Origin of the sequence: Stenotrophomonas sp. SAU14A_NAIMI4_8 (assembly GCF_003086695.1) — a bacterium.
Classification (GTDB): domain Bacteria; phylum Pseudomonadota; class Gammaproteobacteria; order Xanthomonadales; family Xanthomonadaceae; genus Stenotrophomonas.
Genome location: NZ_CP025999.1, coordinates 3,386,895 through 3,400,949, shown reverse-complemented (window position 1 = coordinate 3,400,949; position 14,055 = coordinate 3,386,895). Strand labels below are relative to the sequence as shown.

8 protein-coding genes are annotated in these 14,055 nt (G+C 68.0%); 3 read left to right on the top strand and 5 right to left on the bottom strand.

Annotated features, from left to right (window positions below):
* Positions 1-18 precede the first annotated feature (18 nt).
* Positions 19-1,305, top strand: coding sequence for an aminotransferase class V-fold PLP-dependent enzyme (locus C1930_RS15505; RefSeq protein WP_108772126.1), 1,287 nt, complete (start codon positions 19-21; stop codon positions 1,303-1,305).
* Between the two features lie 227 nt (positions 1,306-1,532).
* Here C1930_RS15505 and ybaL read toward each other — a convergent pair whose 3' ends face one another.
* Complete coding sequence (ybaL, locus tag C1930_RS15500) at positions 1,533-3,230, bottom strand: YbaL family putative K(+) efflux transporter (protein WP_108753937.1); 1,698 nt, start codon at positions 3,228-3,230, stop codon at positions 1,533-1,535.
* Between the two features lie 157 nt (positions 3,231-3,387).
* The gene (locus C1930_RS15495) at positions 3,388-5,775 is read right to left on the bottom strand and encodes a TonB-dependent receptor (protein WP_108772125.1); all 2,388 of its coding nucleotides are present in this window, start codon (positions 5,773-5,775) and stop codon (positions 3,388-3,390) included.
* A gap of 336 nt (positions 5,776-6,111) precedes the next feature.
* Here C1930_RS15495 and C1930_RS15490 point away from each other — a divergent pair, with 336 nt between their 5' ends.
* Entirely contained in the window at positions 6,112-7,977 is a 1,866-nt protein-coding gene (locus tag C1930_RS15490; protein WP_108772124.1) for an ABC-F family ATP-binding cassette domain-containing protein, read from the top strand.
* A gap of 410 nt (positions 7,978-8,387) precedes the next feature.
* Here the strand turns inward: C1930_RS15490 and ampR are convergent, their stop codons facing one another.
* Entirely contained in the window at positions 8,388-9,254 is an 867-nt protein-coding gene (ampR, locus tag C1930_RS15485; RefSeq protein WP_108772123.1) for a LysR family transcriptional regulator AmpR, read from the bottom strand.
* Positions 9,255-9,430: 176 nt separating this feature from the next.
* Between ampR and blaL2 the strand changes: the two genes are divergently transcribed.
* On the top strand, positions 9,431-10,345 hold the full coding sequence (blaL2, locus tag C1930_RS15480; protein WP_108772122.1) for a L2 family extended-spectrum class A beta-lactamase: 915 nt from the start codon (positions 9,431-9,433) through the stop codon (positions 10,343-10,345).
* A gap of 63 nt (positions 10,346-10,408) precedes the next feature.
* Here blaL2 and ggpS read toward each other — a convergent pair whose 3' ends face one another.
* Both ggpS and C1930_RS15470 read right to left on the bottom strand, forming a co-directional pair.
* The gene (ggpS, locus tag C1930_RS15475; protein ID WP_108757782.1) at positions 10,409-12,658 is read right to left on the bottom strand and encodes a glucosylglycerol-phosphate synthase; all 2,250 of its coding nucleotides are present in this window, start codon (positions 12,656-12,658) and stop codon (positions 10,409-10,411) included.
* 65 nt (positions 12,659-12,723) lie between these two features.
* A complete protein-coding gene (locus C1930_RS15470) occupies positions 12,724-13,965 on the bottom strand; it encodes an MFS transporter (RefSeq protein WP_108772121.1) in 1,242 nt (413 codons plus the stop codon).
* Positions 13,966-14,055 lie beyond the last annotated feature (90 nt).

The window sequence follows — 14,055 nt, the reverse complement described above, 5'->3', positions numbered from 1 at the left end:
CCGCCTGGAGGGTGTGCAATGAGCGATCCGCAGTGGCAACTGGAAACCCTGGCCGTGCACGGCGGCTACCGACCCGACCCGACCACGCGGGCAGTGGCAGTGCCGATCTACCAGACCGTGGCCTACGCCTTCGATGACACCCAGCACGGCGCGGACCTGTTCGACCTGAAGGTTCCGGGCAACATCTACACACGCATCATGAACCCGACCACCGATGTGCTGGAGCAGCGTCTGGCCGCGCTGGAAGGCGGCATCGGTGCGCTGGCCCTGGCCTCGGGCCAGGCGGCGATCACCTATGCAATCCAGACCATTGCCGAGGCAGGCGACAACATCGTGGCGGCCAGTGCGCTGTACGGCGGCAGCCTGAACCTGCTGGCGCACACGCTGCCGCAGTACGGCATCCAGGCGCGGTTCGCCGACCCGGCCGATCCGGCCGCGTTCGCCGCGCTGATCGATGCGCGCACCAAGGCGGTGTTCGTCGAATCCATCGGCAACCCGCGCGGCAATGTCACCGACATAGCGGCCATTGCCGAGGTGGCACACGCCGCTGGCGTGCCGCTGATTGTGGACAACACCGTGGCCACACCCTTCCTGTTGCGCCCGTTCGAGCACGGTGCCGACATCGTGGTGCATTCGCTGACCAAGTACCTGGGCGGCCACGGCAACAGCCTGGGCGGGGCGATCATCGATTCGGGTCGTTTCGACTGGGCCGCGCACGCGCAGCGCTTTCCACGCCTGAACCAGCCCGACCCCAGCTACCACGGCGTGGTGTACACCGAAGCGCTCGGGCCGGCCGCCTATATCGGCCGCGCGCGGGTAGTACCGTTGCGCAACACCGGCGCTGCGCTGTCGCCGTTCAATGCCTTCCTGATCCTGCAGGGCATTGAAACACTGGCACTGCGCATGGAGCGGATCAACGCCAACGCGCTGGCCGTAGCGAACTTGCTGAAGACGCACCCGAAGGTGGCCTGGGTGCGCTATGCCGGCCTGCCTGACGACCCCGAACACGCCGCCGCGCAGCGCTACCTGGGCGGGCACGGTTCCGGCGTCCTGACCTTCGGCCTGCCGGGCGGTCGCGCGGCAGGGGCGCGCTTCCTGGATGCGTTGAAGCTGTTTACCCGGCTGGTGAACCTGGGCGATGCCAAGTCGCTGGCCACCCACCCGGCCTCGACCACGCACCGTCAGCTGGATGCTGCAGAACTGGCCCGGGCCGGCGTGAGCGAGGATACGGTACGGCTGTCGATCGGCATCGAGCATATCGGCGACCTGCAGGCCGATCTGCAGCAGGCGCTGGACAGCGCCTGATAGCCGCACGCTTGGTCGTCATCGCCGAAGGCGATCACCACCGGCCGCGCGATGCGTTACGGTGGAACTGCCTCTCCAAGGCGTGGCAAACATGGCAATGCAGATCCCCGGCGGGTGCGGGCCCGCCGGGGATTTTTGTTTCTGGGGTCAGATCCGTTTTCCGCAGGAAAACGGATCTGACCCCATGCGCCACCGTGTCGACCAAGGTCGACACCTACCCATAGCCGTTACACCACCGGAATGCTGTTCTGCCCCAGATTCCGGTACGGCGGGGTGGACATGATCATTTCCGCCAGCGAATAGGCCAGCTCGCGCTCGGCCATCACCGTGCCGTCGGCGCCGTGTTCCAGCAGATGCTTCACTTCGGCATCGCTGTGCGCGCGTGCCAGCAGGGTCAGGTCGGGATTGATGGCGCGCAGCTTGGCCAGCGCTTCACCGGCTTCCAGCGGCTGCGGAATGGCCAGCACGGCGATCTTGGCGCGCTCGGGATGGGCCTCGGCCAGCACCCGGTCGGCGGCCGCACTGCCGCGGATGGCGGCCAGGCCCTTGGCATGGGCCTGCTCGACATGTTCCTTGTTGTCGTCGATCACCAGCACCGGCACGCCGCGGTCGCGCAGCACCTGGGCCAGCTCGCTGCCCACCCGGCCGTAGCCGATCACGATGGCGTGGTCATGCAGATCGCGCGAAGGGCCGGTGGCCTCTTCCGGTTCCGGCGCCTGCGGCAGCTGCTCCTGCTTGGCCTGCCAGCGGTCCAGCAGGCCGAACACCAGTGGGTTCAGCATGATCGACACCAGCGCACCGGCCAGCACCAGCGACTGGCCTTCCTTGGGCAGGATCTGCAGCGCCACGCCCAGGCCGGCGATGATGAAAGCAAACTCGCCGATCTGCGCCAGGCTGGCCGAGATGGTCAGCGCGGTGCTGGTGGGGTGGCCGAAGGCGCGCACGATGAAGAACGCAGCGGCCGACTTGCCGAACATGATGATCGCCACCGTAGCCAGCACCTGCCAGGGGTGCTGCACGATGATGTTGGGGTCGAACAGCATGCCCACCGAGACGAAGAACAGCACCGCGAAGGCGTCGCGCAGCGGCAGCGAATCGTGCGCCGCCTTGTGGCTGAGCTCCGATTCGTTCAACAGCATGCCGGCGAAGAAGGCGCCCAGCGCGAAGGACACACCGAACAGCATGGCCGAGCCGAACGCCACGCCCAGCGCGATGGCCAACACCGACAGGGTGAACAGTTCGCGCGAACCGGTGCCGGCAATGCGTTCCAGGATCCACGGAATGACCCGGCGGCCGACCACCAGCATCACCGCCACGAACAGGCCCAGCTGCACGAACGTCCAGCCGATATCGGCCAGCACGCTGCCCAGGGTGTGGGTTTCCTTGGCGGCATCGGGGCCGAACACACCGGCCAGCACCGGCATCATCACCAGTGCCAGCACACAGGCCAGGTCTTCTACGATCAGCCAGCCGACGGCGATCTTGCCGCGCATGGTTTCCAGCAGGCGCCGCTCTTCCATGGCCCGCAGCAGCACCACGGTACTGGCGGTGGCCAGCGAGAAACCGAAGATGACCCCGTGCAGCGCCGGCCAGCCCATCAACCAGGCCACGCCCCAGCCGAGCAGGGTAGCGACGGCGATCTGGCCGATGGCACCGGGGATGGCGATGGCCTTGACCGCCATCAGGTCCTTCAGGGAAAAGTGCAGGCCCACGCCGAACATCAGCAGCATCACGCCCAGCTCGGCCAGCTGGTTGGCCAGCGCCTGGTCGGCCACGAAGCCGGGGGTGAACGGGCCGACGCAGATGCCAGCGACCAGATAGCCGACCAGAGGCGACAAGCGCAGCTTGTTGGCCAGGGCACCGAAGATGAAGGCGAGCCCCAGGCCAACGGCCACGATGTTGATCAGGTCGGTGTCATGGTGCATCGGCACTCGCAGGTAATCGGGGGATGCCCCGATTTTCACCGATGCGGCCACATACGGCAAACCGAAAATGCGAACGGGGTCAAAGCCCTTTTCTGGCGAAAAGGGATCTGACCCCGGGGCAGCACCGCCGGGCGTGGCCCGGCGCTACCGTTATCGCTTACCAGTTGTACTTGATGCGGCCGTACACGTACGCGCCGTTGAAGCCGAACGGCGAGTAGTTGCTGTAGGGCAGCATGCCGAAGGTCGAGTTCTGCAGGTCTTCGGTGCGGTCGGGGTATTCGTCCAGCAGGTTGTCCGCGCCCAGGGTCAGGGTCCAGTTGCTGCTGGGCTTGTAGCTGACCGAGGCATCGAGCACCCACTTGTCGCCGTAGGTCTGGTCACGCAGGGCGGTGGCGGAGTTGCGCACGGTGAATTCGCCGTAGCGGGTGGCCGCCAGGCCCAGTTCCCAGTGGTCCGAACGCCAAGTGCCGCTGACAATGGTCTTGTCGCGCGGGAAGCTGTCTTCGATGCGGCCGATCTCATCACGGCCGATCAGCGACTGGGTCAGGCCCAGCGTGCTGAATACCGCCGGGGTGCCGCCCACGCGACGCACTTCGGTGTCGTTGTAGCTGTAGGCGGCGGTCAGTTCCAGGCTGCTGGCGCTGAACGGAATGGTGTAGCTGGACACGAAGTCCACGCCGCGGGTGCGGGTATCCAGGCCGTTGGTGAAGTACGAGAACGCGGTGACCTGCGGCAGCCCCAGGCCGGCCAGCAGGTTGCTGGTGGCGGTGTTGGTGGTGATGCTGGAGGACAGCGCGATGCGGTCATCGATGTCGATCTGGTACGCATCCACGGTCACGTACAGGCGGTCCACCGGCTGCAGCACCAGGCCCACGCTGTAGCTGGTGGAGGTTTCAGCCTTCAGCGGCGAAGCGCCCAGTGCCTGTGCGGCGGTGCTGGTGGTCGGGAAGGTGCCGCGTTCGACGAACACGCCGTTGGTGAACTGGCTGGTGACCGCCTGGTAGCCCTGCTGGGCCAGCGACGGTGCGCGGAAGCCGCTGGAAGCGGTGGCACGCAGTGCGACCTTGTCGGTGAAGGCGTAGCGCGCCGACAGCTTGCCCGAGAAGCGATCACCGAAGTCCGAGTAATCCTCGTAGCGACCGGTGATGCCGGCCGAGAACTTCTCGGTCAGGTCCGCTTCCAGGCCAGCGTAGACCGCGTAGTTGTGGCGGTCGGCATGCACTTCATTGGTGGGGGTGAAGCCGCCGAAGCCCTGCGCGCCGCTGCCGGTGTAGGAGTTCAGTTCGCCCGGGTTCTGGTCCCACTTCTCCTTGCGGTATTCACCACCGAAGGACAGGGTGACCGGATAGGCCAGGCCCCAGTCCAGCGACTTGGTGAGGTCGGCATTGAACACGTCCTGCTGGTACTTCAGCGTGCCGTCGTAGAACGAGCGCGGGCTGGTCGCACCGAGGCTGTAGTTGATGCTGTTGCGGGTGTGGAAATCCAGGGTGTTCTCGCCGTGGTTCAGGCTCAGGTCCCAGGTCCAGCCGCTGTCGGTGTTGCCCTTGACCCCGGCCACCACCGAACGGTCCTTGGAATACTGGTTGATCTCCGGCACGAAGCCGTCCGGGTAGACCTGGGCCAGCAGCGCGCTCTGGCCGTTGTGGTTGCGCGAGCGGTAGAACGCGAACGAGGTGATGTCGCGGTTGCTGAGGATCGCGTTGGCGTAGCCGGTGATGTGGTCGCTGAAGTCGAAGCTGGCGTTGGCCGACACGGCGGTGGCGTCCACCTTCGGGTCGCCCACCACGAAGGTGGTTTCGCCGATGGACGGGTAGTTCACCGTGTTCGGGGTGGTGCCGCGGTACGGGCCGGCGCGGTTGCTTTCATCCTGCTGGCTGATCTGGCCGGCCACGTGCACGCGGCCACGGCCGCCGCCGAATTCCAGGCCGGTATCGCCGGAGAGCTGGTACTTGTTGCCGTCACCGGCCGAGTACTGGCCGTAATCGACGGCCAGGCTGCCGCCACTGCCGCTGCCCTTCAGCACGATGTTGATGACGCCGGCGATGGCGTCCGAGCCGTACTGCGCCGAGGCGCCGTCGCGTAGTACTTCCACGCGCTCGATGGCGGCGATCGGAATGGCGTTGATGTCCACCGCCGAGGAACCGCGGCCGATGGTGCCGTTCACATTGATCATGGCCGAGGTATGGCGGCGCTTGCCGTTCACCAGCACCAGCACCTGGTCCGGCGACAGGCCGCGCAGCTGCGCCGGGCGCACGCCGCTGGTGCCGTCGGTCAGGGCCGGGCGCGGGAAGTTCAGCGAGGGCAGGGCGCGCGACAGCGCCGTGGCCAGTTCGCCGCTGCCGGTGGACTGCAGGATTTCCGGGGTGATGATGTCGATGGGCGACTGCGATTCGGCCACGGTACGGTCGGCCACGCGGGTACCGGTGACGATCACCGTGTCCAGGGTATTGGCGGCGGTGCCGGTCTGCTGGGCCAGGGCGGCGAACGAGGAACCACCGAGGGCGACAGCGACGGCGGCGGCGATCAGGCTGGTCTTGCGGGTCATCGGGAGGGGGCTCCGGTTGGCGGGGGCGGGCACCGGAATCGACATCACAGGGTGAGGCGGACGACGGTTGTTGCGGTGCGCAATGCAGGAATTAACGGGATATTCAGTGCCTGTCAAATGGTGGTAACAGGAAAAAATGTTGCCGTGGCAACCATTTAGCTGTGACAGGCAGTGAAGCGGGGGGAGGGGCCGGGGGCTGCGCGGGGCCGACGCGGGAGAGAGTTGGCCTGCCACCGCGCATCCCGGGGCGCGTCAAGTATTCGTTAACGCTAGAATTGCGTCGCAGGAACAGTGCTCACCAGCACATTCCATTCGGTTATATGGACGCCTTCCCCCATGATTTCGCTTCGTAATTTCGCCTTGCGCCGCGGCGAGCGGCTGCTGTTGTCCAACGTCGACCTGACCCTGCACGCCGGTTACCGGGTGGGCGTGGTTGGCCGTAACGGGGCCGGCAAGTCCAGCCTGTTCGCTGCAGTGAAGGGCGAACTGGAAGCCGACAAGGGCGATGTGGACCTGCCCGGCAAGGTGCGCATCGCCAGCGTGGCCCAGGAAACCCCGTCGCTGCCCGACCCGGCCCTGAGCTTCGTGCTGGGTGGCGATACCGAGGTGGCCGCGGTGCTGGCGGCCGAGGCCGATGCCACCGCCCGCGAAGACTGGGAAGCGGTGGCCGAAGCACATACGCGCATGGCTGAGCTGAACGCCTACGACGCCGAAGCGCGTGCCGGCAAGCTGCTGCACGGCCTGGGCTTCCCGGCCGAGACCCACCACCGCGCGGTGTCCTCGTTCTCCGGCGGCTGGCGCGTGCGCCTGAACCTGGCGCGCGCGCTGATGATGCCCAGCGACCTGCTGCTGCTGGACGAACCGACCAACCACCTGGATCTGGACGCGGTGTACTGGCTGGAACAGTGGCTGCTGAAGTACCCGGGCACCCTGCTGCTGATCTCGCACGACCGCGAGTTCCTGGACAACGTGGCCACCCACACCCTGCACCTGCACGGTGGCGGCGCCAAGCTGTACCCCGGTGGCTACACCGACTTCGAGCGCCAGCGCGCCGAACAGCTGCGCCAGCAGCAGATCGCGCACGAGAAGGAACAGGCCGAGCGCGCCCACCTGCAGAGTTTCATCGACCGCTTCAAGGCGCAGGCCAGCAAGGCCGCGCAGGCGCAGAGCCGCATGAAGCGCCTGGCCAAGCTGGCCGGTACCGAAGCGGTGCGTGCCGAGCGTGAATTCCGCATTGAATTCGCACCGCCGGCCAAGCTGCCGTTCTCGCTGATCCGCCTGAACCATGTCGAGGCTGGTTATGGCAGCGACGCGGTGATCCTCAACAACGTGGGCTTCGGCCTGGAAGCGGGCCAGCGCATCGGCCTGCTGGGCCCCAACGGCGCCGGTAAGACCACCCTGGTGAAGACCCTGGTGGGTGAGCTGAAGCCGATTGCCGGCGAGCGCTCGGCGCACCCGGACCTGCGCATCGGCTACTTCGCCCAGCACACGGTGGAATCGCTGCATGAAGGGCAGTCGCCCATCGAGCACTTCCGCGAGATCGCCCCGGACGCGCCGAACCAGGCCTTCCGCGATTTCCTCGGCAAGTGGAATTTCCCTGGTGACCGCGCCTTCGAGCCGGTGGACGGTTTTTCCGGTGGCGAGCGCGCGCGCCTGGCGCTGGCCCTGATCGCCTGGCAGCAGCCGAACGTGCTGCTGCTGGACGAACCGACCAACCACCTGGATCTGGAGATGCGCGAGGCGCTGGCCGAAGCGCTGGCCACCTTCGAGGGCGCCATCGTGATGGTGTCGCATGACCGCCATCTGATCGGCCTGGTCTGCGATACCTACTGGCGCGTGGCCGATGGTGTGGTCGAGCCGTTCGATGGCGACCTGGATGCCTACGCCGCCTGGCTGCGCACCCGTCCGCAGGCACAGGGCACCAAGGCGCGCATGGAGCAGGTGGAAGAGCCGGTGGTGGTCAAGACCGCACCGGTGGCGCAAGTGGTGCAGAAGAAGCCGGCCAACCCGCACAAGCTGGCCAGCGCGGAAGCCAAGGTGGCCGAGCTGGAAGCCAGCCTGGCCGAGCTGGACCGCCAGCTGGCCGACCCGGCCAACTACGCCGATGCCACCCGCATGGCCGTGCTGGGGCGCGAGCGCGAGACTGCTGCCGCGCAGCTGGAAAAAGCCGAAGCGGCGTGGATGGAATTGCTGGAAGCCTGATGGCGTCCGCCGGGCACGGCCCGGCGGCTTTCCCCGATCCGCTGCGCTCGCCGGGCATGGCCCGGCGCTACCGAGGCACCGCGAACGCGGGTAGCGCCGGGCCGTGCCCGGCGGGATCAGCGGTATTCGCGATCCATCGGTAGCGCCGGGCCATGCCCGGCGGCATCAGCGGTATTCGCGATTCATCGGTAGCGCCGGGCCGTGCCCGGCGGCATCGGCGGCGTACGCGATCCATCGGTAGCGCCGGGCCGTGCCCGGCGGCATCAGCGGCGTACGCGATCCATCGGTAGCGCCGGGCCGTGCCCGGCGGCATCAGCGGTGTTCGCGATCCATCGGTAGCGCCGGGCCACGCCCGGCGGCGTCAGCGGTGTTCGCGATCCATCGGTAGCGCCGGGCCATGCCCGGCGGCATCACCCGCCCTGCGCCTGCAACCATTCGCGGAACCGCTTGGCCGGTTCGCGTTCGCTGCGCGAGCGCAGCCGGGTCAACCAATAGCGGCCCAGCTCCAGCGTGGTGGCGAACGGCTGCAGCAGGCGCCCTTCGGCCAGTTCGGCCTCGAACATGCGCAGCGGCAGCAGCGCCACGCCGGCGCCACCGGCCGCAGCGGCGGCCAGGGTCAGCGAAGAGTCGAACACCGGGCCTCTGGCCTCCACGCCGCTGGTGGCGGCCGCCTGCAGCCAGCGCGGCCATTCGTCGCTGCGGTACGAGCGCAGCAGCGTCACCGCGGCCAGATCGCGGGGGTGCTTCAATCGGCGCGCCAGCGCGGGCGCACACAGCGGCGCGAAGGGCGCCTCCAGGATGGCCGTGCAGTGTTGCCCCTGCCAGTCGCCCTCACCGAAGCGGATGGCCAGGTCCAGTCCTTCGCCGGCCAGATCGATACGGTTGTTGTGGGTCTGCAGGCGCAGCTCGATATCCGGGTGCGCTGCCTCGAAGGCCGCCATGCGCGGCAGCAGCCAACCGGTGGCGAACGTGCCCACCACCCCGATCGTCAGCACCTCGCGCGCTGGCCCACCGGTGTAGCGGGCGATGCTGGCCGAGATGCGCTCGAACGATTCATGCAGCACCGGGAACAGTGCGGCGCCCTCGTCGGTGAGTGCCACGCCGCGTGGCAGGCGGTGGAACAGGCGGATGCCCAGCCGGTCTTCCAGCCCACGGATCTGGTGGCTCAACGCGGCTTGGCTGACGCACAGCTCCAGCGCCGCACGGGTGAAGTTCTGGTGGCGGGCCGCGGCCTCGAAGGCGCGCAGGGCGTTGAGCGGCAGGGTGAGGTGCAGCATCGGTAGGTGTGAGGAAGGCTGATGGGTGCATCCTAGCGTGTTAACCGGCGCCGCCGTCAAAGGAAGGGTTGATTGCGTCAGGCATGAGTTCTACTCATGCCTGGCCCTGAAAATTCGCGTTGGTCGCGGGGCCGCCATGCTTTCAATAATCCGGGTTCGTATCCCGGAGCCCGCCCATGCACGCCCGCCGTCGATTCCTGCAACTCAGTGGTGCCGCCATCGCATCGTCCCTGCTTGCGCCCGCCTTGGCGCGGGCCGCCGCGCCTGCCCCTGCCAGCCCGGCCACGTCCGCCGCCATTGCCGGTGCGGTGGATTTCGCCGCGCTGGAAAAAGCCAGCGGCGGCCGCCTTGGCGTGACCGTGCTGGATACCGGCAGCGGCCGTCGCCTGGGCGGGCACCGCCAGCACGAGCGCTTCCCGATGTGCAGTACGTTCAAATCGATGCTGGTTGCCCACATCCTGAGCCTGGCCGATGCCGGTCGCCTTTCGCTGGACACCCGCGTGCCGATCACCGAACGGGATCTGTTGTCCTACGCCCCGGTAGCCCGCCGCCATGTCGGCAAGGACCTGAGTGTGCGCGACCTGTGCCGGGGCACGCTGACCACCAGTGACAACACCGCCGCCAACCTGCTGCTGGGGGTGAACGGGGGGCCGGCGGCGCTGACCGCCTTCCTGCGCGCGCAGGGCGACACGGTCACCCGCAATGATCGCTACGAGCCGGACATGAACCGTTTCGCGAAGGGCGACCCGCGCGACACCACCAGCCCGGCGGCGATGGCAGCCAGTCTGGCCCGGTTCGCGGTGGGCGATGGCCTTCTGCCGCCCTCGCGGCTGCAGTTCGCCGATTGGCTGGTCGACAACCAGACCGGCGATGCCTGCCTGCGCGCGGGCCTGGGCCCGCGCTGGCGGGTGGGTGACAAGACCGGCAGCAATGGTGAGGACACGCGCAATGACATCGCCGTGCTGTGGCCACGTGCGGGCGGTACGCCGTGGGTCATCACCGCGTATCTGCAGGGCGCCAGCGTGGACGAGGCGCAGCGCGCTGCAGTGCTGGCGCGTGTCGGCGCACTGGCCGATGCACTGATCGGCTGAAGTGCAGCGGCGCGGTGCGGGGTCGGAGCCGCTTCCGGTGGAAACGGATCCGACCCCAGTGCGTCAGCTGGCTGGTGTGTCGCTGCCTTCTACCGCGGCCAGGAAATCACGGCCCCAGCGGTCCACGTCGTAGTACTCCACGATGCCCTGCAACTGGCGCAGGCGCGCGCTGGCCTCTTCTTCGGGCATGGACAGCGCCTGCAGCAGGCCGGCGGCCAGATCGGCCGGGTCGTGCGGATTGGTCAGCACCGCGCCCTTCAACTCGGCCGCCGCACCGGCGAACTCGCTCAGCACCAGCACGCCGGGCGTGCCTTCAATGCCCTGGGTGGCGACAAATTCCTTGGCCACCAGGTTCAGGCCATCACGCAGCGGGGTGATCCACATCACCTGCGCGGCGGCGTAGTGCGCCACCACCTGTTCGAACGGCAGGGCCTGGGCGAAGAAGCGCACCGGCGTCCAGTCCAGCCGCGAGAAGCGGCCATTGATGCGGCCAACCGCCTGTTCGATCTGGTTCTGCAGCGTGCGGTAGACGGTCATCTCGCGCGCGGCTGGCACGCAGACCATCAGCAGGGTGACCTTGCCGCAGTGCTCGGGGTGCTGTTCCAGCACACGTTCGAAGGCTTCCAGTTTGGCCAGGGTGCCCTTGGTGTAGTCCAGCCGTTCCACCGACAGCACCAGCTTGCGTGCGCCGATCTCGCGGCGCAGCTTGAACAGATCGTTGCGCACCTCGGCACGCGCCAGCAGGTTGCGGATGCGGCGCACGTCGGTGCCCACCGGGTGCGCGCCCAGCGCCACATCGCGGTCGCCCACGCGCAGGCGGGTGGTCATGGTGTCCAGGCCCACCGCGCAGCCATAGGTCAAAAAGCGCGGCGCGCAGCTTTCCCAGGCCAGGCGCTCGGCCGGCATGGCGCCACGCACCACGTCCACGAAGTTTTCCACCTGGCGCGGAATATGGAAGCCGATGTAGTCGCAGCACAGCAGGCTGCCGATGATCTCGCGCCGCCACGGCACCACGTTGAACACATCGGCGGAGGGGAAGTAGGTGTGGTGGAAGAAGGCGATCTTCAGGTCCGGGCGCAGTTCGCGCAGCGCGGCCGGCACCATCCACAGGTTGTAGTCGTGGATCCACACCGTGGCGCCGTGCGCGGCTTCGTCGGCCACGGCCTCGGCGAAACGGCGGTTCACCTTCAGGAACACCTGCCAATCGTCTTCGCGGAACCGCGCGCGTTCCCAGAACACGTGCAGCATCGGCCAGAACGCTTCCTTGGAAAACCGCTTGTAGAAGATGTCCACGTCCTGGCGACTGAGCGGTACGCGGGTGGCGCGCAGGGTCGGGTAGCGCTGCGCGTCCACCTGCACATGGCGCTGGAACGGGCGGTGCTTGGGGTCGTCGATGCCCCAGGCCACCCAGCTGCCGCGCTGGCCACCTTCGAAGAAGCTCAGCAGCGAGGGGATGATGCCGTTCGGCGAACGCGGCGGTCGCTGCACCAGCTTGCCGTCCTCGATGGCTTCATCGAAGGGCAGGCGGTGATAGACCATCACCAGTTCGGCGCCCTGCGCGCGTGCGGCGGCCGGCGCATGCAGGTACGGGTCATCGGCGGCCAGCAGGCCGAAGTGTTCGATGGCTTCCACAATGCCGCCGCAGCCGGGTTCGCGGGCGTGGTAGGTGTTGGCCAGATCAGCGGTGGCTGCAGTCAGCGCTGGCTCCGATTCGCCCACGCACACGCCACGGAAACCGGCCTGGTACATGGACAGGTCGTTCAAGGTATCGCCGGCCACCAGGATGCGCTCGCGCGGCAGTTCCAGCAGGCGCGCCAGCGCGGCCAGGGTGCGGCCCTTGTCGGTGTCCGGCGGCAGGATGTCCAGGTAGCGGTCGGCCGAATACAGCACGTCGCAGCCCAGTTCCGCCGCGGTCTGCTGGATCTGCGCGCGCAACGGGGCCAGCGTGGCCGGATCGCAGAAATAGGAGCAGCGGCGTTCCTGCGGAACATCCTGGCGCTGCAGTGCGGTGAACGGCCGCATCGCTTCGGCCACCACCTGTTCGCCGGGCCAGTGCGCGTCGATCATCGACTGCAGCGGCTGCAAGGGCTGCAGGGTGTGGCCATGCACCACGGTGGCGCCCACGTCGCAGACGATGTAATCGGGGCGGGGAATGGCCGGGTCGGACAACAGCGGCATCACCGCTTCCAGGCCGCGCCCGGTAATGAACACCAGGGCGATGCCCGGGTGCTGGTCCACCAGCCGGTACAGGCGGTGGCGCTGGGCGGCGCTGCCGGCCAGGAAGGTGCCATCCAGGTCGGTGGCCAGGATCAGCTGTGGCCCGGTGGCCGTGCTGCTGGAAAGAAGGGGGTTCGGAATCAGGGTCGGGGACTCGACAGTCAATGCACTTCCTTCGTGGGTACGGTGGGAGATTCGGTTTCCGGCATCAGCTCCAGGGCCGCAGGCGTGGTCCGCAGCATGGGACGGAACGGTGCCGGGTGGGTGCGCAGGCGCGCATGGCGCAGCAGGCGCAGGGCGGTGAAGTCGGCCAGCGCGGTCAGCACGGCGGTGAAGTACAGCGGCAGCGCTGGGGCGCCGTAGCGCTGCATCAGCGCACCGGCCAGCGCCGGCCCGATGGCGGCGCCGATGCCGTGTACCAGCAGCAGGCTGCTGCAGCCGGACAACAGGTCCGGCGTGGGCAGGTAGTCCAGCATGTGCGCCACGGCGAACGGATAGAGCGCGAACGCCAGGCCGCCATAGCAGAACACCAGCACGAACATCAGGTGCACCTGCTGCGACAGCGGCGGCAATGCGGCCAGCGCGGCCACGGCGGCGGCCAGCACGCTCAGGCACAGCAGGCCCAGCCGACGGTCATGGCCATCGCTGATCCGGCCCAGCGGCCATTGCAGCAACGCACCGCCGGCAATTGCCGTCAGCATGAACAGCGGCACCTGCGCATCGCGCAGGCCGATCTGTTCGGCATACACCGGCAGCAGGCCCCAGAACGGCCCCATCGCCAGGCCGGACAGCGCGGCGGCGACGGTGGCCACCGGCGCCAGCGCGTACAGGCGCTGCAGCGTCAGCCGCGGCACGCTGGGCACCTCCGGCTGCTGCAGGCGGGTGGCGGTAACCGGCAGCATGGCCGCGCACACCAGCAGGGCAGTGAGCGAAAACATGGTGGCCGCGCCGGTATCGCCGGCCAGCAGCAGCACCTGGCCCAGCGCCAGCGCCGACAGGTTCACCATCATGTAGACCGAAAACACCCGGCTGCGCCGCTGCGGGTCGGGCTCGGCGTTGAGCCAGCTTTCGATCACCGTGTACAGGCCCACCAGTGCTATGCCGGTCACCACGCGCAGCACGATCCAGCCGGCGGCGCTGATCCACAATGGGTGCAGCAGCACGGCCATGGTGGCCAGCGCGGCGTGGAAGGCAAATGCCCGGCTGTGGCCGATGCGGCGGATCAACGGCGGGGCGGTGAAGGTGCCGATGAAATAGCCGGCGAAGTAGGCCGACATGATCCAGCCCAAGGTGCCGGCGCTGAAACCTTCCTGCTCACCGCGAACGGCGAGCAGGGTGCCCAGCAGCCCGCTGCCGGTCAGCAGCAGCGCCACGCCCAGTAACAGGGCCGTCAGCCGCCACATGGGTGCGGCCTCGATGGAATAGGTGGAGAAAACACCTGTCCCACCCTAACACACCCGCATTTCAGCCCCGTTCGATTTGCAGCGCTGCGC

What these genes read in the sequence shown, in the direction of transcription:
- C1930_RS15505 (WP_108772126.1), top strand. Translation starts at nt 19, where the DNA reads ATGAGCGATCCGCAGTGGCAACTGGAAACCCTGGCCGTGCACGGCGGC.
- ybaL (WP_108753937.1), bottom strand. Translation starts at nt 3,230, where the DNA reads ATGCACCATGACACCGACCTGATCAACATCGTGGCCGTTGGCCTGGGG.
- C1930_RS15495 (WP_108772125.1), bottom strand. Translation starts at nt 5,775, where the DNA reads ATGACCCGCAAGACCAGCCTGATCGCCGCCGCCGTCGCTGTCGCCCTC.
- C1930_RS15490 (WP_108772124.1), top strand. Translation starts at nt 6,112, where the DNA reads ATGATTTCGCTTCGTAATTTCGCCTTGCGCCGCGGCGAGCGGCTGCTG.
- ampR (WP_108772123.1), bottom strand. Translation starts at nt 9,254, where the DNA reads ATGCTGCACCTCACCCTGCCGCTCAACGCCCTGCGCGCCTTCGAGGCC.
- blaL2 (WP_108772122.1), top strand. Translation starts at nt 9,431, where the DNA reads ATGCACGCCCGCCGTCGATTCCTGCAACTCAGTGGTGCCGCCATCGCA.
- C1930_RS15470 (WP_108772121.1), bottom strand. Translation starts at nt 13,965, where the DNA reads ATGTGGCGGCTGACGGCCCTGTTACTGGGCGTGGCGCTGCTGCTGACC.